This window comes from Xanthomonas sp. CPBF 426 (assembly GCF_903989465.1).
GTDB classification, from domain to species: Bacteria; Pseudomonadota; Gammaproteobacteria; order Xanthomonadales; family Xanthomonadaceae; genus Xanthomonas; species Xanthomonas euroxanthea.
Window position 1 is genome coordinate 930,643 of the sequence record NZ_LR861805.1, and the last position, 23,701, is coordinate 954,343.

Annotated in this window: 19 protein-coding genes and 1 other RNA gene; 15 read left to right on the forward strand and 5 right to left on the reverse strand. The window is 68.7% G+C overall.

Annotation, left to right across the window (positions count from 1 at the left end; genetic code table 11):
* Positions 1 to 49 precede the first annotated feature (49 nt).
* Positions 50 to 2,710 carry a sensor histidine kinase KdpD gene (locus H7A87_RS03840; RefSeq protein WP_119129617.1) on the forward strand — a complete coding sequence of 887 codons (2,661 nt, stop codon included), beginning with the start codon at positions 50 to 52 and terminating at the stop codon, positions 2,708 to 2,710.
* Positions 2,700 to 3,416 carry a response regulator transcription factor gene (locus H7A87_RS03845; protein WP_119129618.1) on the forward strand — a complete coding sequence of 239 codons (717 nt, stop codon included), beginning with the start codon at positions 2,700 to 2,702 and terminating at the stop codon, positions 3,414 to 3,416. Before H7A87_RS03840 ends, H7A87_RS03845 begins: the two co-directional genes overlap by 11 nt.
* 10 nt (positions 3,417 to 3,426) lie before the next feature.
* Here H7A87_RS03845 and H7A87_RS03850 read toward each other — a convergent pair whose 3' ends face one another.
* The 4 genes from H7A87_RS03850 to H7A87_RS03865 are packed head-to-tail and all read right to left on the reverse strand — an operon-like array spanning position 3,427 to position 7,471.
* A complete protein-coding gene (locus H7A87_RS03850) occupies positions 3,427 to 4,815 on the reverse strand; it encodes an FAD-linked oxidase C-terminal domain-containing protein (RefSeq protein ID WP_104649694.1) in 1,389 nt (462 codons plus the stop codon).
* Positions 4,812 to 5,351 (reverse strand): metal-dependent hydrolase, encoded by a 540-nt coding sequence (locus tag H7A87_RS03855; protein ID WP_119129619.1) that lies wholly within the window; start codon positions 5,349 to 5,351, stop codon positions 4,812 to 4,814. Before H7A87_RS03855 ends, H7A87_RS03850 begins: the two co-directional genes overlap by 4 nt.
* Positions 5,352 to 5,367: 16 nt before the next feature.
* Positions 5,368 to 5,736 carry a YraN family protein gene (locus tag H7A87_RS03860; protein WP_104584541.1) on the reverse strand — a complete coding sequence of 123 codons (369 nt, stop codon included), beginning with the start codon at positions 5,734 to 5,736 and terminating at the stop codon, positions 5,368 to 5,370.
* A gap of 4 nt (positions 5,737 to 5,740) precedes the next feature.
* Positions 5,741 to 7,471: a penicillin-binding protein activator gene (locus H7A87_RS03865; RefSeq protein WP_119129620.1), complete on the reverse strand. Its 1,731-nt coding sequence runs from the start codon at positions 7,469 to 7,471 to the stop codon at positions 5,741 to 5,743.
* 82 nt (positions 7,472 to 7,553) lie between these two features.
* On the opposite strand from H7A87_RS03865, the gene rsmI reads away from it, so the two are divergent.
* Both rsmI and rnpB read left to right on the forward strand, forming a co-directional pair.
* A complete protein-coding gene (rsmI, locus tag H7A87_RS03870) occupies positions 7,554 to 8,375 on the forward strand; it encodes a 16S rRNA (cytidine(1402)-2'-O)-methyltransferase (protein WP_104649691.1) in 822 nt (273 codons plus the stop codon).
* A 163-nt stretch (positions 8,376 to 8,538) separates the two neighbouring features.
* Positions 8,539 to 8,965: RNase P RNA component class A (gene rnpB, locus H7A87_RS03875), an RNA gene on the forward strand.
* Positions 8,966 to 9,667: 702 nt separating this feature from the next.
* Here rnpB and H7A87_RS03880 read toward each other — a convergent pair.
* Positions 9,668 to 10,423, reverse strand: a complete 756-nt coding sequence (locus H7A87_RS03880; protein WP_119129743.1) for an NRDE family protein — start codon at positions 10,421 to 10,423, stop codon at positions 9,668 to 9,670.
* A 314-nt stretch (positions 10,424 to 10,737) separates the two neighbouring features.
* Here H7A87_RS03880 and mraZ point away from each other — a divergent pair, with 314 nt between their 5' ends.
* The 11 genes from mraZ to H7A87_RS03935 all read left to right on the forward strand — a co-directional run bounded on the left by mraZ (position 10,738) and on the right by H7A87_RS03935 (position 23,619).
* Positions 10,738 to 11,193 carry a division/cell wall cluster transcriptional repressor MraZ gene (gene mraZ, locus H7A87_RS03885; protein WP_016903087.1) on the forward strand — a complete coding sequence of 152 codons (456 nt, stop codon included), beginning with the start codon at positions 10,738 to 10,740 and terminating at the stop codon, positions 11,191 to 11,193.
* Positions 11,194 to 11,207: 14 nt separating this feature from the next.
* Positions 11,208 to 12,266, forward strand: coding sequence for a 16S rRNA (cytosine(1402)-N(4))-methyltransferase RsmH (gene rsmH / locus H7A87_RS03890; protein ID WP_180496987.1), 1,059 nt, complete (start codon positions 11,208 to 11,210; stop codon positions 12,264 to 12,266).
* Positions 12,263 to 12,526, forward strand: coding sequence for a cell division protein FtsL (gene ftsL, locus H7A87_RS03895; protein ID WP_005991913.1), 264 nt, complete (start codon positions 12,263 to 12,265; stop codon positions 12,524 to 12,526). Before rsmH ends, ftsL begins: the two co-directional genes overlap by 4 nt.
* A 142-nt stretch (positions 12,527 to 12,668) precedes the next feature.
* Positions 12,669 to 14,537 carry a penicillin-binding protein 2 gene (locus tag H7A87_RS03900; protein ID WP_104584549.1) on the forward strand — a complete coding sequence of 623 codons (1,869 nt, stop codon included), beginning with the start codon at positions 12,669 to 12,671 and terminating at the stop codon, positions 14,535 to 14,537.
* Positions 14,538 to 14,545: 8 nt separating this feature from the next.
* Positions 14,546 to 16,021, forward strand: coding sequence for a UDP-N-acetylmuramoyl-L-alanyl-D-glutamate--2,6-diaminopimelate ligase (locus H7A87_RS03905; protein ID WP_180496988.1), 1,476 nt, complete (start codon positions 14,546 to 14,548; stop codon positions 16,019 to 16,021).
* Positions 16,018 to 17,511: a UDP-N-acetylmuramoyl-tripeptide--D-alanyl-D-alanine ligase gene (gene murF / locus H7A87_RS03910; RefSeq protein WP_119129622.1), complete on the forward strand. Its 1,494-nt coding sequence runs from the start codon at positions 16,018 to 16,020 to the stop codon at positions 17,509 to 17,511. The genes H7A87_RS03905 and murF overlap by 4 nt, the downstream gene beginning before the upstream one ends.
* Positions 17,501 to 18,586 carry a phospho-N-acetylmuramoyl-pentapeptide-transferase gene (mraY, locus tag H7A87_RS03915; protein ID WP_104538520.1) on the forward strand — a complete coding sequence of 362 codons (1,086 nt, stop codon included), beginning with the start codon at positions 17,501 to 17,503 and terminating at the stop codon, positions 18,584 to 18,586. The genes murF and mraY overlap by 11 nt, the downstream gene beginning before the upstream one ends.
* Positions 18,586 to 19,959, forward strand: a complete 1,374-nt coding sequence (ftsW, locus tag H7A87_RS03920) for a putative lipid II flippase FtsW (RefSeq protein WP_119129623.1) — start codon at positions 18,586 to 18,588, stop codon at positions 19,957 to 19,959. Before mraY ends, ftsW begins: the two co-directional genes overlap by 1 nt.
* A complete protein-coding gene (murG, locus tag H7A87_RS03925) occupies positions 19,956 to 21,236 on the forward strand; it encodes an undecaprenyldiphospho-muramoylpentapeptide beta-N-acetylglucosaminyltransferase (RefSeq protein WP_119129624.1) in 1,281 nt (426 codons plus the stop codon). Before ftsW ends, murG begins: the two co-directional genes overlap by 4 nt.
* A complete protein-coding gene (gene murC / locus H7A87_RS03930) occupies positions 21,233 to 22,666 on the forward strand; it encodes a UDP-N-acetylmuramate--L-alanine ligase (protein ID WP_104584564.1) in 1,434 nt (477 codons plus the stop codon). Before murG ends, murC begins: the two co-directional genes overlap by 4 nt.
* Positions 22,663 to 23,619, forward strand: coding sequence for a D-alanine--D-alanine ligase (locus tag H7A87_RS03935; protein ID WP_119129625.1), 957 nt, complete (start codon positions 22,663 to 22,665; stop codon positions 23,617 to 23,619). Before murC ends, H7A87_RS03935 begins: the two co-directional genes overlap by 4 nt.
* Positions 23,620 to 23,701: the final 82 nt, after the last annotated feature.

Below are 23,701 nucleotides of genomic sequence, written 5' to 3' on the forward strand. Positions count from 1 at the left end.
CGGGCAGCTGTAGGCTTTGCGATTCCCCATTCCCTATTCCCCATTCCCGATGATCGACGCCCGCACCCAACAAGCCGACGCGCTGATCGGCGAACTGCAGCGCGAACACGGCGGGCGTCTGACCGTTTTTCTGGGCGCCGCGCCGGGCGTGGGCAAGACCTACGCCATGTTGTCGCGCGCGCGTGAGCGCCTGCGCCAGGGCATGGACGTGGTGGCCGGAGTGGTGGAAACGCACGGCCGCAGCGAGACCGCCGCACTGCTGGATGGCCTGCCGTTGCTGGCGCGTACCCGCATCAGCTACCAGGGCCGGCAGCTGGAAGAGCTCGACCTGGACGCCTTGCTCGCGCGCAAGCCGAAGCTAGCCCTGATCGACGAGCTGGCCCACCGCAACGTGCCGGGCAGCCGGCACGAGCGGCGCTGGCAGGACATCGTGGAACTGCTCGATGCCGGCATCGATGTCTACACCACGGTCAACATCCAGCATCTGGAAAGCCTCAACGACATCGTGCTGCGCATCACCGGGGTGCGCGTGTCCGAGACCGTGCCCGATGCGGTGTTCGATCGCCTGCGCGACATCGTGCTGGTGGATCTGCCGCCACGCGAACTGATCGAGCGCCTGCAGCAGGGCAAGGTGTATCTGCCCGAACAGGCCACGCAGGCCTTGCAGGCGTTCTTCTCGCCCTCCAACCTCACCGCCCTGCGCGAGCTGGCGATGCAGACCGCGGCCGACCGCGTCGACAGCGATCTGCGCGACACCCAGGCCGCGCGCGGCCTGCCCGGCACCGCCGCCTTGCGTCGCCGCGTGGTGGTGGCCATCGATGGGCGTGGCAGCTCGGATTATCTGGTGCGGGTGGCGCGGCGGTTGTCCGAGCGACGCGATGCGCCGTGGACGGTGGTCACCGTGCAGACACGCACCGTGGCCGATGCCGCCTGGCAGCTGGAGATCGACCGCGCGTTCGCACTGACACGTCGGTTGGGTGGCGATACCGCGCTGCTGCATGGCGCCAACGTCGCGCAGGCATTGCTGGATTTCGCTGCGCAAAACGGCGTGTCCACGCTGGTGCTGGGGCGCACGCGCGAACGCCCGCTGGCGCGCATGTTCAACCGCACGCTGACCCAGCAACTGCTGCAGCGTGGCGCGCATTACGAGCTGGTCATCGTCAGCTCCGCCGATGCGCGTGCACGCGCGCGCCAGCGTTGGCGCAATCCGCGCCAGTGGCTGCAGCGCTACGACCTGGCGTTTGCGGCGATCGCCGCCGCTGCAGCGGTCGCGGTGGCGTGGGTGATCCAGCGCTGGACCGACATCGACGACCTGTCGATGGTGTTCATCGTCGCGGTGGTGCTGGTGGCCTCGCGCACACGCATGGCCGCGGCGGTGATCGCCGCGCTGCTGAGTTTTGTCGCCTACAACTTCTTCTTCATCGAACCGCGCTTCACCCTGCACATCAGCGCGCGCCAGGGCGTGGTGACGGTATGCCTGTTCCTGATCGCCGCCCTGGTCGCCGGCCGCCTGGCCTCGCGCCTGCGCAGCCAGGTGCTGGCCCTGCGCGCCGCCAACGCGCATGCCAATGCACTGCAGGCGCTGGCCCGCGAGCTCAGCACCGCCGCCGACCTGGGGCAGGTGCTGGAAGCCGGCCGCCGTGCGCTGGCCACTGCACTGGATGCCGAGGCCTGGTTGCGGCTGGAGCAACGCGAAAGCGATGCGCCGGCCAGCTTCGGCGCACTCGATCGCAGCGCGGCGGAGTGGACCCAGCGCCACGGGCAGCCGGCCGGCCACTTCACCGATACGCTGGCCGGCGCGCAGTGGTGGTGCCTGCCGGTGCGGCACGAACGTGGCAGCCTGGGCGTGGCCGCGCTGCGCTTTCGTCAGAGCGTGCAGCGGCCCGGCTTGGAGCAACGTCGGCTGGCCGAAGCGATGGTGGAGGACATCGGCCAGGCAGCGCTGCGCACGCGCCTGGTCGCCGATCTGGAGGGCGCGCGCGTCAGTGGCGAAACCGAGCGCCTGCGCTCGGCATTGCTGTCCTCGGTCTCGCACGATCTGCGCTCGCCGCTGGCCTCGATGATCGGCTCGGCCAGCAGCCTGGCCAGCTACGGCGATGCGATGGACGCGCAGGACCGCCACAGCCTGCTGGACACCATCCAGCTCGAAGGCGAGCGGCTGGATCGCTACATCCAGAACCTGCTCGACATGACCCGGCTCGGCCATACCGGGCTGACCTTGAAGCGCGACTGGATCGGCGTGGACGAGTTGATCGGCTCGGCCACGCGGCGGCTGCAGCGCTACCAGCCGGCGGTGCGCCTGCAGCTGGAGCTGGCTGCCGACCTGCCGGCGATCTGGGTGCACCCGGCACTGGTGGAGCAGGCGATCTTCAACGTGCTGGAGAACGCGGCGAAATTTTCACCAGCCGGCGTGGCCGTCACCGTGCAGGCGCGGCTGCAGGCCGGCGCCCTGCAGATCGATATCGGCGACCAGGGCCCCGGCATTCCCGAGGACGAGCGCGCGCGCATCTTCGACATGTTCTACAGCGTGGAGCGTGGCGACCGCGGCCGCCATGGCACCGGGCTGGGCCTGACCATCTGCCAGGGCATGATCGGCGCGCATGGCGGCAGCGTGGAGGCGCTGGCCGGCGCCGATGGTCACGGCACCACGATCCGCATTACGCTGCCGTTGCTCGTTCCCGCCGCGCCACCTCGCCCCGATGCCGACTGACCCCACTGCCATCCCGCCTGCCCGCGTGCTGATCGTCGACGACGAGCCGCAGATCCGCCGCTTTCTCGACATCAGCCTGCGCGCACAGGGGTATCGCGTGCTGCAGGCCGGCACCGCCGAGGAAGGCCTGGCCATGCTGGCCGGGCAGGGCGCCGAACTGGTGGTGCTGGACATCGGCCTGCCCGATCGCGACGGCCACGAGGTGCTGCGCGAGATCCGCCAGTGGTCCAGCGTGCCGGTGATCATGCTCACCGTGCGCGCCGGCGAAACCGAAAAGGTCGCCGCGCTCGATGCCGGCGCCAACGACTACGTCACCAAGCCGTTCGGCGTGCAGGAACTGATGGCGCGCATCCGCGCGCTGCTGCGCCAGGCCGGCGCCGGCAGCACGGTGGAGGAGAGCGTGTTCGACGACGGCCGCCTGCACATCCATCTGGGCCTGCGCGAGGTCACCCTCGATGGCGAGGCGGTGCCCTTGAGTCGCAAGGAATACGCCCTGCTCGCGCTGCTGTTCAAGCACGCCGGCCGCGTGGTCACCCAACCGCAGCTGCTACGCGAGGTGTGGGGCCCCACCCATGAAGACGACACCCATTACCTGCGCATCCTGGTCGGCAAGCTGCGCCAGAAACTGCACGACGATGCCGCCGCCCCGCGTTACATCGTCACCGAACCGGGCGTGGGGCTGCGCTTCATCGGGGTGACGCGCTGAGGCGGCAGCGTCACTCGAGCGGTGGCAGCACCTTGCCCGGATTCAGGATCCCGTCCGGATCCAGCGCGGCCTTGATCGCACGCATCGCCGCCAGCGTCGGTGCGCTGAAGGCCTGGGCCATGAAATCGCGCTTGGCCACGCCGATGCCGTGCTCGCCGGAGAGCGTGCCTTCCAGCGCCAGCACCAGCGCAAACAGGCGCGGCAATGCGGCATGGGCGCGTGCGTCTTCGTCGGCATCGGCCGGGTCGTACATGATGTTGACGTGCAGGTTGCCATTGCCGGCATGGCCGAAAGCCACAATCGGCAGCGCGAATTCCGCAGCCAATGCCTCCACGCCGGCCACCAGGTCGGGGATGCGCGACACCGGCACCACCACGTCTTCGTTGATCTTGCCGGGCTTGATCGTGCGCAGCGCCGGCGACAGTGCGCGGCGTGCCGCCCACAGCTTGTCGCGCGCGCTGCCATCGGCGGCCACGTCCAGGCTCACCACGCCCTCGCCATCGGCTGCAGCGTGCAAGGCCTGCAGCGCGTAGGGCAGGGTGTCGTGATCGCCATCGGCTTCGATCAGCAGCATCGCGCCGGCCTCGGGCACGTCGCTGCCGTTGCGGCGCAATAGCGCAATCGCACTGGCATCCATGAATTCCAGCATTGTCGGCGTGGTCGGTTGCGCCATGATGCGCGACACCGCTGCCGCGGCGCTGGCCGCGTCGCGATACAGCGCGCGCAAACCGGCTTGTGCGATCGCACGTGGTGTCAGCTTCAAGGTCGCCTCGACGATGATCGCCAGAGTGCCTTCGCTGCCGACCAGCAGATGCGTCAGGTCGTAACCGGTGGAATTTTTCGTGTATGCACCGCCGCAGCGGATCACCTCGCCGGTGCCGGTCACAGCGACCAGGCCGAGCACATTGTCGCGGGTGGCGCCGTATTTCACCGCGCGCGGGCCGCCGGCATTGGTGGCCAGGTTGCCGCCGACGCTGCAGATGTCCGCGCTGGACGGATCCGGCGGCCAGAACAGGCCGTGCGGCTGCAGGGCCTGCTGCAGTTCGCCGTTGAGCAGGCCCGGTTGCACCACGGCGCAGCGGTCTTCCGGGCGCAAGGCCACGATGCGATTCATGCGCGCCATCGACACCACCACGCCGCCGGAAAACGGCACTGCCGCACCGGTGGTGCCGGTGCCCGCGCCACGCGCCACGATCGGCACGCCATGGGCGCGACAGGCCTGCACGATCGCCACCACCTCCTCGGTATCGCGCGGCAGGGCGACGGCGGCGGGCAAGGCCCAGCGGCGCGAATCGTCTTCGCCATGGCGGCGCCGCGCGTCGGCGCCGGTCAGCCAGCCATCGGGGCCAAGCCGCGCGGCCAGCAAGTCGGCCAGGGCAGTGGGAAGCACATCGGTCATGACAGGTGATCCTGTGGTGCCGCGCGCTGGATGCATCTCCATCCCAGCGCGGCGGCGGTGAGCGGCAGCCAGACCCAGCGCAGCTCGGAGAGCAGCGTGGCCAGGCCGCGCGCATTGAAGAAACCATTGACGAAGGGCGACACGCGGATCGGCCGCCACGGTGCGAACCAGCGTGCCTCGCTCCATGGCCAGGCCAGCGCAACGCCCAATCCGCCGGAGGTCATCGCATCCAGCAGCGGATGCGAGGCGGCGCAGACGCACAAGAACGTTGCTGCCTGCAGCGCGTCCGCACGCAACAGGCGATGCGCAACACTGCCCAGCAGCGCGATCAGCCCGGCGAACAGCAGCGAATGGCTGGCGCCGCGATGGCCGAACGCATCGGCGTACGGAACATGCAACGCGAACGCCAGCACATCGGCGTCCGGCAACATCGCCGCGACGATGCCGGCAGCGAGCAGGCGTGGCGACAGGCGGCCGCGTTCACTGGCGCACCAGAGCGCCAGCGGCACGGCGGCGTGGGTGATGATGGTGGGCATCGCGCGTGGGTCGTTGTCAGCAGTCGTCGGCGCGGAAGGCGTCGCGGATCCAGTTCAGCACCGGCGGCTCGCCGCTGGCTTCCACCACGTCGAAGCGGCACGGCAGTGTCGCCAGTGCCGGGTGATAGGCAAGGAACAATTGCGCGGCCAGCACCAGCTTGCGGCGCTTGCGCGCATCCACCGATGCCGCGCCACCGCCGAAGCGGTTGTCGCGGCGATAACGCACCTCCACGAACACCAGCGCCTGTCCGTCGCGCATCACCAGATCCAGTTCGCCGCCGCGGTAGCTGGCATTGCCCACCACCAACCGCAGCCCGGCCTGCTCCAGCAGCGCGCGGGCGGCCGCTTCCACCGCCGCACCACGTTGCTGACGCGCTGCCGGCATGGTGTCAGCGGCCGTCGGCGATCGGCACCGGGCGGCCACCGTTGAAGGTGGACCAGGCCGGGGTGCGCAGCACGTTGCCGAAGCCGTCCAGATGCAGGGTGCCGGTGGCGCCGCGCAGGCCGCCATCGGTGCCGGTGGCGAGCTTTTCCAGATACGCGCTGATCTTCCAGGCGTCGTAGCCGAACGCGAACAGGCGCGCACCCGGTCCGCGTGCGCTGGGCAACGTGCTGGCGACCTGGGTGGAGGCCGGCAGCCCGGACACGCCCAGCGCGGTCCAGGTCTCGCTCGGGTAGACGATGCCGTCCAGGGCCAGGTCGTCTTCGACCTTGCCGGTGCCGGCCACCAGCTGCGAGGTGCCCACGCGCGACTTGCCGGCGAACCCGCTCAAGGCCAGTTGCGGCGCCAGCGCGCGCGCGGTGTTGCCACGCACCGCCAGGAACACCGCATCGGCGGTGCCGTAGTTGCGCAGCTGCGCACCGATGTCGCCCGGCACCTCGGCCACGCTCATGCTGCCGGCGATGGTGCCGCCGCGTTCGCTGAAGCGGTCGCGGAAGGCCTTGATGGTGCGCTTGCCGTTGTCGTCGCTGGTGCCGACGATCAGCACATTGCGGCGCTCGCGCGAGAGCAGGTATTCGGCGGCCATGATGCCGTCGTCTTCCGGCGCCAGCGAGAAGCCGGCGCTGCCGCTGGGCGGTGCCTTGTTGTCGGTGGGGCGGTTGAGCGCCAGCACCGGCACCGCCAGCTGGCCGCGTGCGAACACGGCGCTGACTTCGTCGCGCCCCAGCGGGCCGACCACGTAATCCACCCCGGCGCTCACTGCCTTGTCGTAGGCGGCATTGGCGCCGGCGGCAGTGCCGGCGGTGTCGAAGAAGCGCAGTTCCGGGCGGCGGCGGGTTTCGGCGTAGTAGCCGGCCAGCAGACCGTCGCGCACCGGCGCCGAGGCGGTGGCCAGGTTGCCGCTGAGCGGCAGCAGCACGCCCAGCTTGATCGGCGGGCGATAGCCATCGCGTTCGGCCGGCGGGCGCTTGCTGGTGTCAAAGCCCCATTGCGCGTCGCGGTCGAACGCGCGCGGCAGCGCCAGGCCGCGGCTGATCAGGGCGCGGCCGGCGAAGTTGTACAGCGGATCGCCCGCCGGCAGCGCCGCGGTGCGGCCCTTCAGCGTGGCGTCGTCGAGTGCGGCCAGCAGGCGCACGATCGCGCGCTGGTTATCGCTGCGCGGGGTGCCGGTCAGGCTGGCATCGGCGCGTGCGCGGTCGGCGGCGGCGCCGAACAGGTCGCCGGTGCCTTCCAATGCGGCGGCGCGTGCCAGCAGCCAGCGGGTCTGCAGCGGCTGGGGCAGGCCTTGCGGGCTGTCGCCCAGGGCCTGCAGCGCCTGCGCGGCCTGCTTGTCGATCACCGCCAGCTCGCCGGTCAGTAGCGCGAAGCGGGCGCGGTCTTCGCCGCCGAGATGCCGCGCGGTGACCTGCGCCAGCAGCGTGCGCGCACGTGCGTCATCGCCGGCGTCGTGCCAGCCGAACGCGGACGCGGCCAGCAGGCGGCTGCGCTGCGCACCGCTGGCGCCGGCGGCCTCGGCTTCCAGTTGCTGCGCCGCCTCGCGCGGCTTGCCCTGGTCCAGCAACGCCAGCGCCGCGCTCTGGGTCGGCGAGGCGGTCTGGGTGACGCTGCTGGTGGCGCAACCGGCGGCCAGCATCACCATCAGCGACAGGGCGGAGATCCTTGCAACACGCTTGTTCATTTCAGATCCATTGGACGGGGCCCGCCGGGGCGGACCGTTAAAAACGCTACGATTCTACCCTTTGCCCTACGGAATACCGTCGATGACCTCCCCTGGAACCCTGCACGTGGTCGCCACGCCGATCGGCAACCTGGCCGACCTGTCGCCGCGTGCGCAGGAGGTGCTGCGTGGCGTGGCCGCGATCTGCGCCGAAGACACCCGCCACACCCGCCAGCTGCTCGGCCACTTCGGCATCGACCGCCCGCTGCTGGCCCTGCACGACCACAACGAAGACGCCATGTCCGAGCGCATCGTCGCGCGCCTGCGCGAGGGCGAGTCGCTGGCCATCGTCAGCGATGCCGGCACCCCGCTGGTCAGCGATCCTGGCTTCAAGCTGGTGCGCGCCGCCCGCGCGGCCGGGATCCGGGTCAGCCCGGTTCCCGGCGCCTGCGCGGCGATCGCCGCGCTCAGCGTGGCCGGCCTGCCCAGCGACCGCTTCGGCTTCGAGGGCTTTTTGCCGGCCAAGAGCGCCGCGCGTCGCGAGCGCCTGGCGCACCTGGCCGGCGAAACCCGCACCCTGGTGTTTTACGAGTCCTCGCACCGCATCGTCGAATCGCTGGCCGACCTGCGCCTGGCCTTCGGCGACGAGCGCCCGGCGGTGATTGCGCGCGAGCTGACCAAGCTGTTCGAAACCGTACTCGACGGCACCCTGGCGCAGTTGCAGGCCAAGGTCGAAGCCGACGACAACCAGCGCAAGGGCGAGTTCGTGGTGATGGTGCAGGGCGCCGCCGATGCCGCCGAAGGCCTGCTGGCCGAAGGCCGCCGCGTCTACGCCAAGCTTGCCGAGCACCTGCCGCCGTCCACGGCCGCCAAGCTGGCGGCCGAGCTGACCGGTGCGCCGCGCAAGGCCTTGTATGGCGGCTAGGTGTGCTGTTGCAGGAGCGGGTTTACGTGCATTGGGATTTTTCTCGGTAAGGCCTTTCGCGCCCGGGTGCGCTCCTACAGGCAATAGCGGGCCTACCGGCAACGGCGGGGGGAAGTCGCGGCGCCGTTGTGCACGGTGGCGATAGCGTATAGTGCGCCCCGGCGGAGTCGGCCAGACAGTCGCGTCACTCGCAAGAGTGCCGAGGAAAGTCCGGGCTCCATAGGGCAAGGTGCCAGGTAACGCCTGGGCGGCGCGAGCCGACGGAAAGTGCAACAGAAAGATACCGCCTACGTCCCTCGTCACCCCTCTGCCGCCACTGACGCGTGTCGGCGATGCGCAGCATCGCCAAGTGCGTTTAGAGGCTGCAGAGGGGTGGCGAGGGGCCGGTAAGGGTGAAATGGTGCGGTAAGAGCGCACCGCGAGTCCGGTAACGGACCGGCACGGCAAACCCCACCTGGAGCAAGACCAAATAGGGATCCATTGGCGTGGCCCGCGCTGGATCCGGGTAGGTTGCTTGAGCGCTGCGGTGACGTAGCGCCTAGACGAATGACTGTCCACGACAGAACCCGGCTTACCGGCCGGCTCCGCCACCTTCGTTCGGGCGTTCGCCCTTCTCGAAGGTGCCCACGCTTTGTACCGCCGGTGGCGGTACAAACCGCGGGTCCCGCTCCGGGCATTCCAAATCCCTGCGGCTGTTCGCTGCCTTCTTCGGGCGTTCGCCCAAAGAAGACACCCACGCTTCGTACCGCCGGTGGCGGTACGAACCGCGGGCCCCGCTCCGGGCATGCCACACCCCTGCGGCTGTCGCTGCCTTCTTCGGGCGTTCGCCCAAAGAAGACACCCACGCTTCATACCGCCGGTGGCGGTACAAACCGCGGGCCCCGCTCCGGGCATGCCACACCCCCGCGGCTGTCGCCGCGCCCCCTTGACTCAAGGGGGCTTGCACTCGGGTGCACTGCTGGAGCGTCGGGTCGTCCGCCATCGATGGAACTGCTGTCGATGGAATTGCTTGGTAATGACTGCTGCTTTCTGCTCCGGCTTGCGGAGGGGAATGGCGGGTCCAGACCTTTTTGCCTTCCACCGCTTGCGGGGGAAGGTGCCCGAAGGGCGGATGGGGGCAGCGCGGGAATGCGTGGCGGATCCCACCCTCATCCGGCGCTGGGCCCCCCCTTCTCCCGCAGGCGGGAGAAGGGGGGGCTGGGCGATCTGCATTTGCCCGGCCTACGGGAGCGATGCGTGGGCCAGGCCCTTTGTTTCTTGCCTCATCGTCCCGCCACGCAGTGCCGGTGTCTCTAAATCTCCAGCCGCGTCTCGCCCTGGAAGATGCCGTTCGGGCCGAAGCGCCGTTCGTGGATGAAGCCGTTGCCGTGGTGGTCCACTGCGACGATGGTGCTGGCGCGGGTGCCGTAGCTGGCGCCGCTGATGAAGGCGGCCGACAGCAGGCGTTCGGTGGGCAGGTCCACGCCGGTGTGGGGCAGGGCGTGGTCCGGCGCGATGGCGGGGTTGCCCAGGGCGGTCCACAGCGGTTGCAGGTCGTCGCTGCCTGCGGCGCACCAGTCGTGCAAGGCCGCGGTCAACGCAGCGGTCTTGGGCCAGTGCGCGTCCAGCGGGCCGTTGGACATGCCGTGGATGCCAGGCGCCAGCGTACGTGCCAGGGGCGGGTGATTGCTGAGGTGTTCGCAGCGCTCGGCGTCGCACACCACCAGATTGAACGGCGGGAACTCGTGCGCGGCGGCCGCCAGGTCGCCGGCGTAGACGGCCGCGCCCAGGCTGCCGGCCAGGTAATCGGCAATCAGGTGACCGCGCGAGCGGCCGGACGCGCTGGCGAGCGGGTCGCGCACGTTGGTCACCACCGCGGCGCGGCCGTCACTGCCCAGGCCCACCCAGCTGCCGCCCGAACGCAGGTCGCGGCCCGCCAGCACCCCGTCGGCGGGTGCTGGCCAGCGCGCCAGCGCAGCGGTCGGGCGCTCGTGGAATTCATCGCGGTTGCCCACCAGCAGCAGGCGCCAGCGCGGGTGGGTTTTCCAGGCAAGAGCGACCAGGCACATGCCGCCGATTGTCGCCTGTTTGCGCATTGACCATGTGCAGCTGGCGCAGTGTGAAGTGAGACTGCGGTCGGGTTTACATGGCCTTCACGCCCCTGAATTTTCGTTCAATCTCAAAATCTGAGATGAAACAGCAACTTGTGGATAACCTTTGAACAAGTCTCTAAAGAGTGCCGCAACTCATTGATGCGACTGGCGATTTGTGGCCCTCAAAGTTGTTGACAACCTTTGACGCGCTGCTAAGGTGGGCAACGGAGGGAAAACCAGGTGTTTTGTGGTTTTTCGTGGTTCAATGATCCCCCAGCGGGTATTCGAGGTTGTATTCGGTGTTTCAGGGCGAGACTGCCATCACGGTGGACGACAAGGGGCGTATGGCGGTGCCAACCGCGTACCGCGACCTGGTCACGCGCGTGAGCGGCAATCGCCTGGTGCTCACCTACAACCCGTTCGAAGCCGGCTGCCTGTGGCTGTATGCGGAAAAGGAGTGGGAGCGGGTGCGTGACGATGTGATGTCCAAGCCCAACACCCAGCGCGTGGTCCGCACGCTGCAGCAGAAGCTGGTGGGTTCTTCCGCAGTGCTGGAGCTGGACGCCAATGGCCGTCTGAGCATCCCGGCCAGCCACCGCAACGCGGTCGGCATCGAGAAGAAGGCCGTGCTGCTGGGCATGGGCGACAAATTCGAACTCTGGAGCGAGCAGGCACATCGCGCACTGATCCAGCAGACATTGTCTGACGGGGATCTGGGCGATGAATTGCTCGATCTCAGGTTGTGAGCCGGGGTGCCCGGATGCGCGGTGAAGCGCAGCCCGGTCACCCGGTGTCGCAGCCGCCGGCGGCCCACGTGCCGGTGCTGTACACGCAGGTTCTGGACGGCCTGCAGGTGATCGAAAACGGAACTTATCTCGATGGCACGTTCGGACGTGGCGGACACGCCCGTGGCGTGCTGCAACACCTTGGCCCGGGAGGTCGACTGCTGGTGATGGACAAGGACCCCGACGCGATCGCCGTGGCCGAACAGTCGTTCGGTGGCGATGCGCGCGTGTCCATCCATCGCGGTAGCTTTGCCGGCCTCGGCCAGGTGGTCGCTGCGGCAACCGTCGACGGCATCCTGCTGGATCTGGGCGTGTCCTCGCCGCAGCTGGATGTGGCCGGGCGCGGTTTCAGTTTCGGCAAGGACGGCCCGCTGGACATGCGCATGGACCCGGACGCCGGGCAGAGCGCGGCCGAGTGGCTGGCGCAGGCCAGCGAGCGCGACATCGCCGACGTGCTGTGGACCTATGGCGAAGAGCGCCAGAGCCGCCGCATCGCGCGCGCCATCGTGGCGCGTCGCGCCGAACAGCCGCTGCTGCGCACCGCGCAGCTGGCCGAGCTGATCGCCTCGGTGATGCCGCGCGGCGACAGCAAGACCCATCCGGCCACGCGCAGCTTTCAGGCGATCCGCATCTATATCAACCGCGAGCTGGACGACCTGGAAGCCGGCCTGGATGCCGCCCTGGGTGCGCTCAAGCCCGGCGGCCGCCTGGCGGTGATCAGCTTCCACTCGCTGGAAGACCGCATCGTCAAGCAGTTCATGGCCCGCTACGCCAAGGCGCCGCCGAGCAACCGCCGCCTGCCCGAAGCCCAGCCTTTCGTGCCGACGCTGCAGCTGATCAGCGGCGCCATCAAGGCCGACGACGCCGAACTGAGCGTCAATCCGCGCGCCCGTAGCGCGGTGTTGCGGGTGGCCGAGAAGCTGGGAATGGGAAATGGGGAATCGGGAATGGGCAAAGGCAACAGCGCCGCTGCTTCCCGATTCCCGAATCCCGATTCCCGATTCCCGGCGTCTCCGAACGGAGACGCCGCATGAGCCGCCTGCTGCTCATCGTACTGCTGGCCTGCAGCATCGCCTCGGCGATCGGGGTCGTGTACATGCGCCACATGCATCGCAAGCTGTTCGTGCAGTTGTCCAAGCTCGAACACACGCGCGATGAATTGAATATCGAATTCGGCCGGCTGCAGCTGGAGCAGGCCACCTGGGCGGAAAGCAACCGCGTGGATCAGGTCGCGCGTGCGCGCATCGGGATGAAGTTCCCGGAGACCAACGACATCGTGGTGGTGCGCCCATGACGGTGCGGCAGGACAGCCGTTTTGCACGGCGAAGCCGCCCGCAGGGTGGCGCACATATAGGTGTTGCGCCCATGACAAAACGGCAGGACAGCCGTTTTGCACGGCGAAGCCGCCCGCAGGGTGGCGCACACGGAGGTGCGCCATGAAAGCCGGCCGCAACCGCGCGCGCAGCAACTTCAACCTGCGTGGCCGCCTGACGCTGGTCGGCATCGCGCTGGGCCTGTGCTCGGTGACGCTGATCGGCCGCGCGGCGTTCGTGCAGCTGGTCAACCGTGACTTCTACCAGCGCCAGGGCGAAGCGCGCTATCTGCGCGAGCTGCCGATCGCCACCTCGCGCGGCATGATCACCGACCGCAACGGCGAGCCGCTGGCGGTGTCCACGCCGGTGGAATCGATCTGGGTCAATCCGCAGGAGCTGTTGCGCAATCCGGACCGCATTCCCGAGCTGGCCAAGGCGCTCGGCCAGCCGCTGGACGAATTGAACGCCAAGCTGGCGCAGAAGGCCGGCAAGGAATTCATGTACCTGCAGCGCCGGATCAACCCGGACAAGGCGCATGCCATTGTCGATCTGAAGATCCCGGGCGTGTTCTCGCAGCGCGAGTTCCGGCGCTTCTATCCGCAAGGCGAGGCGATGGCCCACGTGCTGGGCTTCACCAATATCGACGACCGCGGCCAGGAAGGCCTGGAGCTGGCCTTCGACGAATGGCTGCGCGGCAAGCCGGGTTCCAAGAAGGTGGTGCGCGATGCGCGCGGCGCGATCGTGGAGAGCGTGGATCTGGTGCGTCCGGCGCAGCCGGGCAAGGACCTGACGCTGAGCATCGATCGCCGCATCCAGTTCCTGGCCTACAAGGAGCTGCGCAACGCGCTGGTCGAAAACAACGCTGCCGGCGGCTCGATGGTGGTGATGGATGTGGCCACCGGCGAAGTGCTGGCGATGGTCAACCTGCCCACCTACAACCCCAACGCGGTCACCGGCATCAACCCGTCGGCGCGCCGCAACCGTGCGGTCACCGATCTGGTCGAGCCGGGCTCGACGATGAAGCCGCTGACCGTGGCCACGGCGCTGACCGCCGGCGTGGTGACCAAGGACACCGTCATCGACACCAACCCCGGCTACATGTCGGTGGGGCGCTTCACCATCCGCGATGTGCCGCGCAACAACGGCGTGCTCAACGTCACCGGCGTGATCACGCGCAGCTCCAACATCGGCGCGGCCAAGATCGCGGCCAAGGTGCCGGACCAGACCTTCTATCAGTCGATCCGCAACTTCGGTTACGGCGCTGCGCCGCATAGCGGGTTTCCCGGCGAATCGGCCGGTGTGGTGCTGCAGCCGGCGCGCTGGAGCGGCCCGTCCAAGACCACGATGTCCTACGGCTACGGCCTGTCGGTGACGCCGCTGCAGATCGCGCAGGCGTACGCCACGCTGGGCAATGGCGGCAAGCTGACCCCGCCGACCTTCGTGCGCGGCCAGCACAACGAAACCCGCCAGGTGGTCACCCCCGAAGTGGCGCGCCAGGTCATCGACATGATGGAAACCGTGGTCACCCAGGGTGGCGCCAAGGGCGCGGCGATCCTGGGCTACCACGTGGCCGGCAAGACCGGTACCGCGCGCAAGAACGGCGCCAACGGATACGAGCGCGGGCATTACAACGCGCTGTTCGCCGGCCTGGTGCCGGCCACGCGTCCGCGCTTTGCCACCGTCATCGTGATCAACGATCCGCAGGGCAAGGTGTATTACGGCGGCCTGGTGTCGGCACCGGTGTTCCATCGGGTGATGGAAGGCGCGCTGCGGCTGATGGACGTGCCGCCGGACGACATCCAGTCGTGGCTGGCCGCGCAGGCTGCCGGCAAGACCGGGCAGCCGGTGGTCAAGCCGCAGCCGGCCGACCTGGACCCGGCATTGGTGCCGGATCCGGTGGACGAAGTGTCCGCCGGCATCCCGACCGCGATCGCACCGCCGGCCGCGCCCACCACCGCCCAGCCCGCGCCGTTGCAGGAGAGCCGCCAGTGAGCCGCGCCATGCCGCTGTCGCAGCTGTTGCCGGACGTGCGGCTTGCGCACGACGTGCAGGTGTCGGGCCTGGTGATGGACAGCCGCGCGGTGCGTGCAGGCGATGCCTTCGTGGCGATCGCCGGTTTCGGCGCGCACGGCCTGGGCTTTGTCGACCAGGCGCGAGCCAATGGCGCGGTGGCGGTGTTGTTCGAGCCGCCGGCGCCGGCCGATCTGCCGGTACCGGTCGATGCGATCGCCGTGCCCGGTTTGCGTGCGCGCCTGGGCGCGATGGCCGACCAGTTCCACGGCCAGCCTTCGCAGGCGATGCGCATGGTCGGCGTCACCGGCACCAACGGCAAGACCTCGACGGTGCAATTGCTGGCACAGGCCCTGACGCTGCTCGGCACGCCCGCCGGCACGCTCGGTACCCTGGGCGTGGGCCTGTACGGCAGCGCCGTGCCGACCGGGTTCACCACACCGCTGGTGCTGCAGACGCATGCCTTGCTGGCGCAACTGCGCGACGAGGGCGCGCAGGCCGTGGCGATGGAAGTCAGCTCGCATGCGCTGGACCAGGGCCGCGTGGATGCGGTGCATTTTGACGTGGCGGTGTTCACCAATCTCACCCGCGACCATCTCGATTACCACGGCGACATGGCGCAGTACGGCGCGGCCAAGGCCAGGCTGTTCGCGCGCGCCGGATTGAAGGCCGCCGTGGTCAACCTGGACGATGACTTCGGCCGCACGCTGCTGGCCTCGCTCGACCCCGCGCTGCGCGCGATCGGCGTGAGTTCGCGCGCGCAGGCCCAAGCAAGCGTGCGTGCACAGGCGCTGCAGTTGGATCACAACGGGATCAATTTCGCGCTGCATATCGACGGTCACGTGCATCCGGTGCACTCGCCGCTGCTGGGCCGTTTCAACGTGGACAACCTGCTGGCCGTGGCCGGCGCGTTGTCTGCGCTGGACATCGCGCCGGCACGGATCGCCGAGGTGCTCGGTCGGCTGCAGCCGATCCATGGGCGCATGAACCGCCTCGGTGGCGCGCATGGCGCACCGTTGGTGGTGATCGACTACGCACACACGCCCGATGCGCTGCAACAGGCACTGGCCAGCCTGCGCGCGCATGCGCAGGACCGGTTGATCTGCGTGTTCGGTTGCGGTGGCGAGCGCGACACCGGTAAGCGCCCGCAGATGGCGGCCATTGCCGAGGTCAACGCCGACGTGGCGATCGTCACCGATGACAACCCGCGGGGCGAAGATGGCGATGTGATCGTGGCCGACATCCTGCGCGGCTTCGCGCGTCCGGATGCGGCGATCGTGCAGCGCGACCGCGCCGCGGCGATCCATCAGGCCATCAGCATGGCCGGTGCCTCCGACATCGTGCTGATCGCCGGCAAGGGCCACGAGCCATATCAGGAAGTGGCCGGTGTGCGGCATGCCTTCGACGACGCCATCGTGGCGGCGCAGGCCTTGTTGCCGCGGACCGGGCTGGGAGTGCGCGCATGAAGCTCACTCCATTGTCGTTGATCGCCCACTGGGCCGGTGGCGAGCTGCATGGCGAGGACGCCATGATCGACACCGTCGGCAACGACACCCGTACGCTGGCCAATGGCAGCCTGTATGTGGCGCTGCGCGGCGAGCGTTTCGACGGGCACGACTTTGCCGCAGACGCGGTGGCACATGGCGCCAGCGGACTGCTGGTCGATCGGCTGCTGCCGGCGCTGAGCGTGCCGCAGGTGCTGGTGGGCAATACCGAACTGGCGTTGGCGCGTATCGCCGCCGGCATGCAGCGCGACCGCGCCACGCGGGTGATCGCCTTGACCGGCTCCAACGGCAAGACCAGCGTCAAGGCCTTGCTGCTGGCCATCCTGAGCGAGGCCGGGCGTGTCGACGGCACCACCGTGTACGCCACGCCGGGCAACCGCAACAACGAGATCGGCCTGCCGCTGGCGGTGATCGCCGCCCCGGACGATGCGGATCTGGCGATCTACGAAATGGGCGCCGGCAAGCCGGGCGATATCGCCTATCTCACCGAGATCGCGCAGCCGCACGTGGCCCTGGTCAACAACATCGCATCCGCGCATCTGGAACGCCTGGGCAGCCTGCTCGGCGTCGCCCGCACCAAGGGCGCCATCTATGCCGCGTTGCCGGCCGATGGCGTGGCAGTGATCAATGCCGACGATGCCTTCGGTGCCTGGTTCGAGCAGCAACTGCAGGCGCAGCCGGTGCAGGGCCGCCGCGTGTTGCGTTACGGCCTGCAGGCCAGTGCCGAGATCACCGCGCATGGCCTGCGGCTGCAGGCGGGCGGGGCACAGTTCACGCTGGTGACCCCGCAAGGCCAGGCGCAGATCGCGCTGCCGTTGCCGGGCCGCCACAACGTGCTCAACGCGCTGGCTGCGGCCGGCCTGGCGTTGGGTGCGGGCATCGCCCTGCCGGTCATCGCCGCCGGTCTGGCGCAGGCGCGCCCGGTGGCCGGTCGTCAGATCACCCACACCCTGCCCGGCGGCGCTGTGCTGATCGACGACAGTTACAACGCCAATCCCGGTTCGCTGGACGCGGCCATCGACACGCTGGCCGCGGCATCTGGCCAGGGCTGGCTGGTACTCGGCGACATGCGTGAACTCGGCCCGGAAGGCGCAGCCTTGCATGCGGCCGCCGGCCGTCGCGCGCGCGCGGCCAAGCTGCAGCGCCTGTACGCGCTGGGCGAGCTCAGTGCCGCCGCCGCGCAGGCGTTCGGCGAGGGCGGCCGCGTGTTCGCCACCCATGCCGCGTTGATCGCGGCCTTGCAGGCGGATCTGGCGCAGCTCGCCGTTTCGCCGACTCAAACGCAGGAATCTTCTTCGATGTACGAACACACCGGTGCGGCGGCGCAGACTGCCGCCACCACGGCGCACACCCCGCCCACGCTGCTGGTGAAAGGCTCCCGTGGCAGCGCCATGGACCGCATCGTCGCCGCGCTGCTGGCCCCGGCGGAGGACGCATCCCATGCTGCTTGAGCTGGCGCGTTGGCTGCAGCAACTGGAGAGCCTGTTCGGGCTGTTCAACTATCTGACCTTCCGCGGCATCCTGGCGGCGCTGACCGCGCTGTTCCTGTCGTTGTGGATGGGCCCGGCGGTGATCCGCAAGCTGGCCCAGTTCAAGGGTGGCCAGCCGATCCGCCAGGATGGCCCGCAGACGCATTTCTCCAAAGCCGGCACCCCGACCATGGGCGGCTCGCTGATCCTGCTGACGGTGACCCTGTCGGTGCTGCTGTGGGGCGACCTGCGCAACCGCTACGTGTGGCTGGTGCTGGCGGTGATGATCTGTTTCGGCGCGATCGGCTGGTACGACGACTGGATCAAGATCGTGCGCCGCGATCCCAACGGCCTGAAGTCGCGCTGGAAGTACCTGCTGCAGTCGATCTTCGGCCTGGCAGCGGGGCTGTTCCTGTACTACACCGCCGACGTGCCGGCCGCGATCACCTTCTACATTCCGATGTTCAAGTCGATCGCGCTGCCGCTGGCCGGCGTGAGCTTTGTGGTGATCGCCTATTTCTGGATCGTCGGCTTCTCCAATGCGGTGAACCTCACCGACGGCCTGGACGGTCTGGCGATCATGCCGACCGTGCTGGTGGCCTGCGCGCTGGGCGTGTTCGCCTATGCCTCGGGCAATGTGGTGTTTGCCGAATACCTGAAAATCCCGCTGATTCCGGGGGCTGGCGAGCTGATCATCATCTGCTCGGCGATCGCCGGCGCAGGCCTGGGCTTTCTGTGGTTCAACACCTATCCGGCCATGGTGTTCATGGGCGACATCGGCGCGCTGTCGCTGGGCGCGGTGCTCGGCACCATCGCGGTGATCGTGCGCCAGGAACTGGTGCTGGTGATCATGGGCGGCGTGTTCGTGATCGAGACGCTGTCGGTGATGATCCAGGTCGCCAGCTTCAAGCTGACCGGCAAGCGCGTGTTCCGCATGGCGCCGATCCATCACCACTTCGAACTCAAGGGCTGGCCGGAGCCGCGCGTGATCGTGCGCTTCTGGATCATTTCGGTGGTGCTGGTGCTGATCGGCCTTGCCACGTTGAAGGTGCGCTGATGAACGACATGTCCCGCCAGGCCACGCGACTGGACGCCATCGGCGGCCGCTACGACCCGTGGCTGCTCGGGGCCGCGGCCACGCTCGCCTCGCTGGGCGTGGTGATGGTGGCGTCCAGCTCGATCGAGCTGTCCGACAACCCGTTCTATTACCTGACCCGCCACCTGCTGTTCCTGGGCATCGGCGTGGGCCTGGCGTTCTGGGCGATGCGTACCGAGCTCAAGACCATCGAGCAGTACAACCAGGTGCTGCTGCTGGCCTGCTTCGGCCTGCTGATGGTGGTGTTCGTGCCCGGCCTGGGCAGCAGCGTCAACGGCGCCAAACGCTGGATCAACCTGGGCGTGTCGAAGTTCCAGACCGTCGAAGCGGTCAAGGTGCTCTACATCGTGTGGCTGTCCAGCTATCTGGTGCGCTTTCGCGACGAGGTCAACGCGACCTGGCCGGCGATGCTCAAGCCGCTGGGCGTGGCGATCGCCCTGGTCGGCCTGCTGCTGATGCAGCCGGACTTCGGCTCGTCCACGCTGCTGCTGGCGATCACCGCCGGCATGCTGGTGCTGGGCGGGGTGAACCTGCCGCGCATGTCGATGCCGATCGTGTTCGGCCTGCCGGTGTTCGCCTTCATCGCGATCCTGGAGCCGTACCGGCTGCGCCGCATCACCTCGTTCCTGGACCCGTGGGCCGACCAGCTCGGCTCCGGCTACCAGCTGTCCAACGCCTTGATGGCGGTGGGCCGCGGCCAGTGGACCGGCGTGGGCCTGGGTGCCTCGGTGCAGAAGCTTAACTACCTGCCCGAAGCGCATACCGACTTCATCTTCTCGGTCATTGCCGAAGAACTCGGCTTTGTCGGCGTGTGCGGGGTGATCGCGCTGTACGCGCTGCTGGTCGGCCGCGCGTTCTGGCTGGGCATGCGCTGCGTGGAAATGAAGCGTCACTTCTCCGGCTACATCGCCTTCGGCATCGGCTTGTGGATCAGCCTGCAGAGCTTCGTCTCGGTGGGCGTGAACCTGGGCATCCTGCCGACCAAGGGCCTGACCCTGCCGCTGATTTCCTCTGGCGGTTCGTCGGTGCTGATGACCTGCGTGGCGATGGGCCTGCTGCTGCGCGTGTCCTACGAGATGGATCGTGCCGAGCGCCTGCGCAGCAAATTGTCGCCGCAGGGCGCGGGCGCGCCATCGGCCGAGCCGGCCGAACCGGTGGTCGAATCGGTCGCGCCAGCCTATGCGCCGGCGCACAAGCCGCAGCGTGACCCGGTTGCCGCCGCACCCGCAGCCGCACCGGTCGCTGCCGCATCGGTGGCACCGGCGTCGGCCATCCTGCGCGGCACCAGCCGCATGCAGCCGCGTGTGGAACCGACCTTCGGGAGGATTGCATGAGTGCCCATGCAAATCCCTCGCAAACGCCCGCACATCCATGTGCGGGGAGTCGACCAGTGATGGTTCTGGCTGGCGGCACCGGCGGGCACATCTTCCCCGGTCTGGCCGTGGCCAAGGTGCTGCGCGCGCGTGGCGTGCCGGTGACCTGGCTGGGCGCCGATGGCGCGATGGAAACCCGGCTGGTGCCGCAGCACGCCATTCCACTGGACACGCTGGCCATCAGCGGCCTGCGCGGCAAGGGCCTGGTGAAGTTGCTCGGTGCACCCGTGCGGGTGATGCGCGCAGTGCGCGCCGCCGGTTTCGTGCTGCGCAAGCGCCAGCCGCGTGCGGTGATCAGTTTCGGCGGCTTCGCGGCCGGCCCGGGTGGCCTGGCGGCGCGGCTGCTCGGCGTGCCGTTGCTGGTGCACGAACAGAACCGCGCCCCCGGCATGACCAACAAGGTGTTGTCGCGGTTTGCGCGCCGTGTGCTGACCGGTTTCCCGGGCAGCTTCGCTGGCGAGGAAGCGGTGGGCAATCCGGTGCGCGCCGAAATCGCAGCGCTTCCCGCGCCGGCCACGCGTCTGGTCGGCCGTGGCGGTGCCGTGCGTGTGCTGGTGCTCGGTGGCAGCCAGGGCGCGCGCGCATTGAATCAGGCCGTGCCGGCCGCCCTGGCCGCGCTCGGCCACCCGGATGTGGACGTGCGCCACCAGTGCGGCGAGAAACTGCGCGCCGAAGCCGAGGCGGCGTACGCGCAGGCGGGCGTCAACGCCAGCGTCGAACCGTTCATCGCCGACATGGCCGCCGCCTACGCCTGGGCCGACCTGGTCGTGTGCCGCGCCGGTGCATCGACGCTGGCCGAACTGTGCGCCGCCGGTATCGGCAGCGTGCTGGTGCCCTTTGCCGCAGCGGTGGACGACCACCAGACCCGCAATGCCGAATACCTGGTCGGCGCCGACGCCGCCGTGCTGCTCAAGCAGGACGACACACTGGCCGTGCGCCTGCAGCAGGTCTTGCAGACCCTGCTCGCCGACCCCGCACGCCGCCTGTCGATGGCACAGGCCGCCCGCACCCTGGCCAAACCGGATGCAGCCGAACGCATCGCCGACATCATTCTCCAGGAAGCCGGGAGTGGGGAATCGGGAATGGGGAATGGGCAAAGCTCAGAACAATTGCAGGAACACACATTGATGCACGCAGACAAGCGCACCGACCAAGTATCCGTCGCTGCAGGCGCTCCGCTCCACACGATTCCCGATTCCCGATTCCCGATTCGCACCTCCACAGGAGGTGCCGCGTGATCCGCCGCCTGCAGGACAGTGGCGATCTGGTGCGTGCATTCCCGCGCGTGCATTTCGTCGGTATCGGCGGCACCGGCATGAGCGGCATTGCCGAGGTGATGCTGACGCTGGGCTACGAAGTCTCCGGTTCGGACAACTCCGATAACGTGGCGACGCGGCGGCTGGCCAAGCTGGGCGCGCGGGTGATGCGCGGGCATTCGGCGGCCAACGTGCTAGGCACCGATTGCGTGGTGGTGTCCAGTGCGATCCGCGAAGACAACCCCGAGCTGATGGAAGCGCGCAGCCAGCGCATTCCGATCATGCCGCGTGCGGCGATGCTGGCCGAGCTGATGCGCTTCCGTCGCGGCATCGCGGTGGCCGGCACGCATGGCAAGACCACCACCACCAGCCTGGCGGCGGCCGTGCTGAGCGAAGGCGGGCTGGATCCGACCTTCGTCATCGGCGGGCAGTTGCTGGCCGCCGGTGCCAACGCCAAGCTCGGCGGTGGCCAATGGCTGGTGGCCGAGGCCGACGAAAGCGATGGCAGCTTCCTGCGCCTGAATCCGTTGATGGCGGTGATCACCAACATCGATGCCGATCACCTGGAAAACTACGGCAACGATTTCGCACGCATCCAGGCCGCATTCGCCGAATTCCTGCAGCGCCTGCCGTTCTACGGGCTGGCGTTGCTGTGCATCGACGACCCGGAAGTGGCCGCGCTGGCCGGCAAGACACCGCGCCACGTGATGAGCTACGGCATGAGCGAGAACGCCGACGTGCGCGCCGAAGACGTGGTGCAGGACGGCCCGCGCATGCGCTTCACGCTGCGCCTGCCCGAAGGCACCACCACGCCGGTGACGCTGGCATTGCCGGGCCGTCACAACGTGCTCAACGCACTGGCCGCTGCCGCGATCGGCTGGCAGCTGGGCGTGGCGCCGGAGACCATTGCGCGTGCGCTGGAAAACTTCGCCGGCATCGGCCGCCGCTTCAACGACCTGGGCGAAGTCACCACCAGCACCGGTGCGCGCGTGCGTGTGGTCGACGACTACGGCCACCATCCGCGCGAGCTGGAAGCGGTGTTCGCCGCCGCCCGCGGTGGCTGGCCGGACAAGCGCCTGGTGGTGGCGTTCCAGCCACATCGCTACAGCCGTACCCGCGATCAGTTCGACGCCTTTGCCGCGGTGCTGAGCACCGTCGATGCGCTGGTGCTGAGCGAGGTCTATCCGGCCGGCGAGGCACCGATTCCGGGCGCCGATGCGCGTGCACTGGCGCGTGCGATCCGTGCGCGCGGCCGCAGCGAACCGGTGGTGGTCGGGCAGATTTCCGGCCTGGCCGAAGTGCTGCCGGACGTGCTGCAGGACGGCGATCTGCTGCTGATGATGGGCGCCGGCGATATCGGCTATGTCGCACAGCACATCATCAACAACGGCTTCACCGGAGCGACCGCATGAGCGCGGTGATTCCCAATGCACGCATCAGCGATCCGGCCGCGTTCGGCCGTGTCGCGGTGTTGCTCGGCGGCACCTCGTCCGAGCGCGAGGTGTCGTTGAATTCCGGCGGCAACGTGCTCGAGGCATTGCGTGCGCGCGGCGTCGATGCGCAGCCGGTCGACGGCATCCCGGCCCTGGCGCAGGCCCTGGTCGAGCAGCGTTTCGATCGGGTCTTCAACGTGCTGCACGGCCATAACGGCGGCGGCGAAGACGGCATCGTGCAAGGCCTGATGGAAGCCTTCAAGGTGCCGTACACCGGCTCCAACGTGCTGGGTTCGGCGTTGAGCATGGACAAGATCCGTACCAAGCAGGTGTGGCTGTCGCTGGGCCTGCCCACGCCGCGCTACGCGCGCCTGGCCGCCGGCGCCAGTGCCGATGACATCCATGCCGCCGCACGGCAGATCGGCCTGCCGGTCATCGTCAAGCCAGCCAACGAAGGCTCCAGCGTCGGCATCAGCCGCGTGTTCGACCAGTCCCAGCTCGAAGAGGCGGTGGTGCTGGCGGCGCGCTACGACGGCGCGCTGCTGATGGAGCAGCTGATCGAAGGCGACGAACTCACCGTGGCCGTGCTCGGCGAGGTCGCGTTGCCGTCGATCCGCATCGTGCCCAAGGGCCAGTGGTACGACTACGACGCCAAATACGTGGCCGACGACACCCAGTACCTGTGCCCGGGCCTGGACGGCGATGCCGAGACGCAGATTCGCCAGCTCGCGCTCGATGCCTTCCGCGCCGCCGGCGCGCGCGGCTGGGGCCGCGTGGACGTGATGCGCGACCGCGCCAGCGGCCAGTTGTATCTGCTGGAAGTCAACACGGCCCCGGGCATGACCAGTCACTCGCTGGTGCCCAAGGCCGCGCGCCAGCTCGGCATCGATTTCGAAGAACTGGTCTGGCGCGTGCTGGAGCAGACGCTATGACGCCGGGAATCGGGAATCGGGAATCGGGAATCGTGAACAGCGGCTGCGCTGTTGCCGTTGTGATTCCCTATTCCCGATTCCC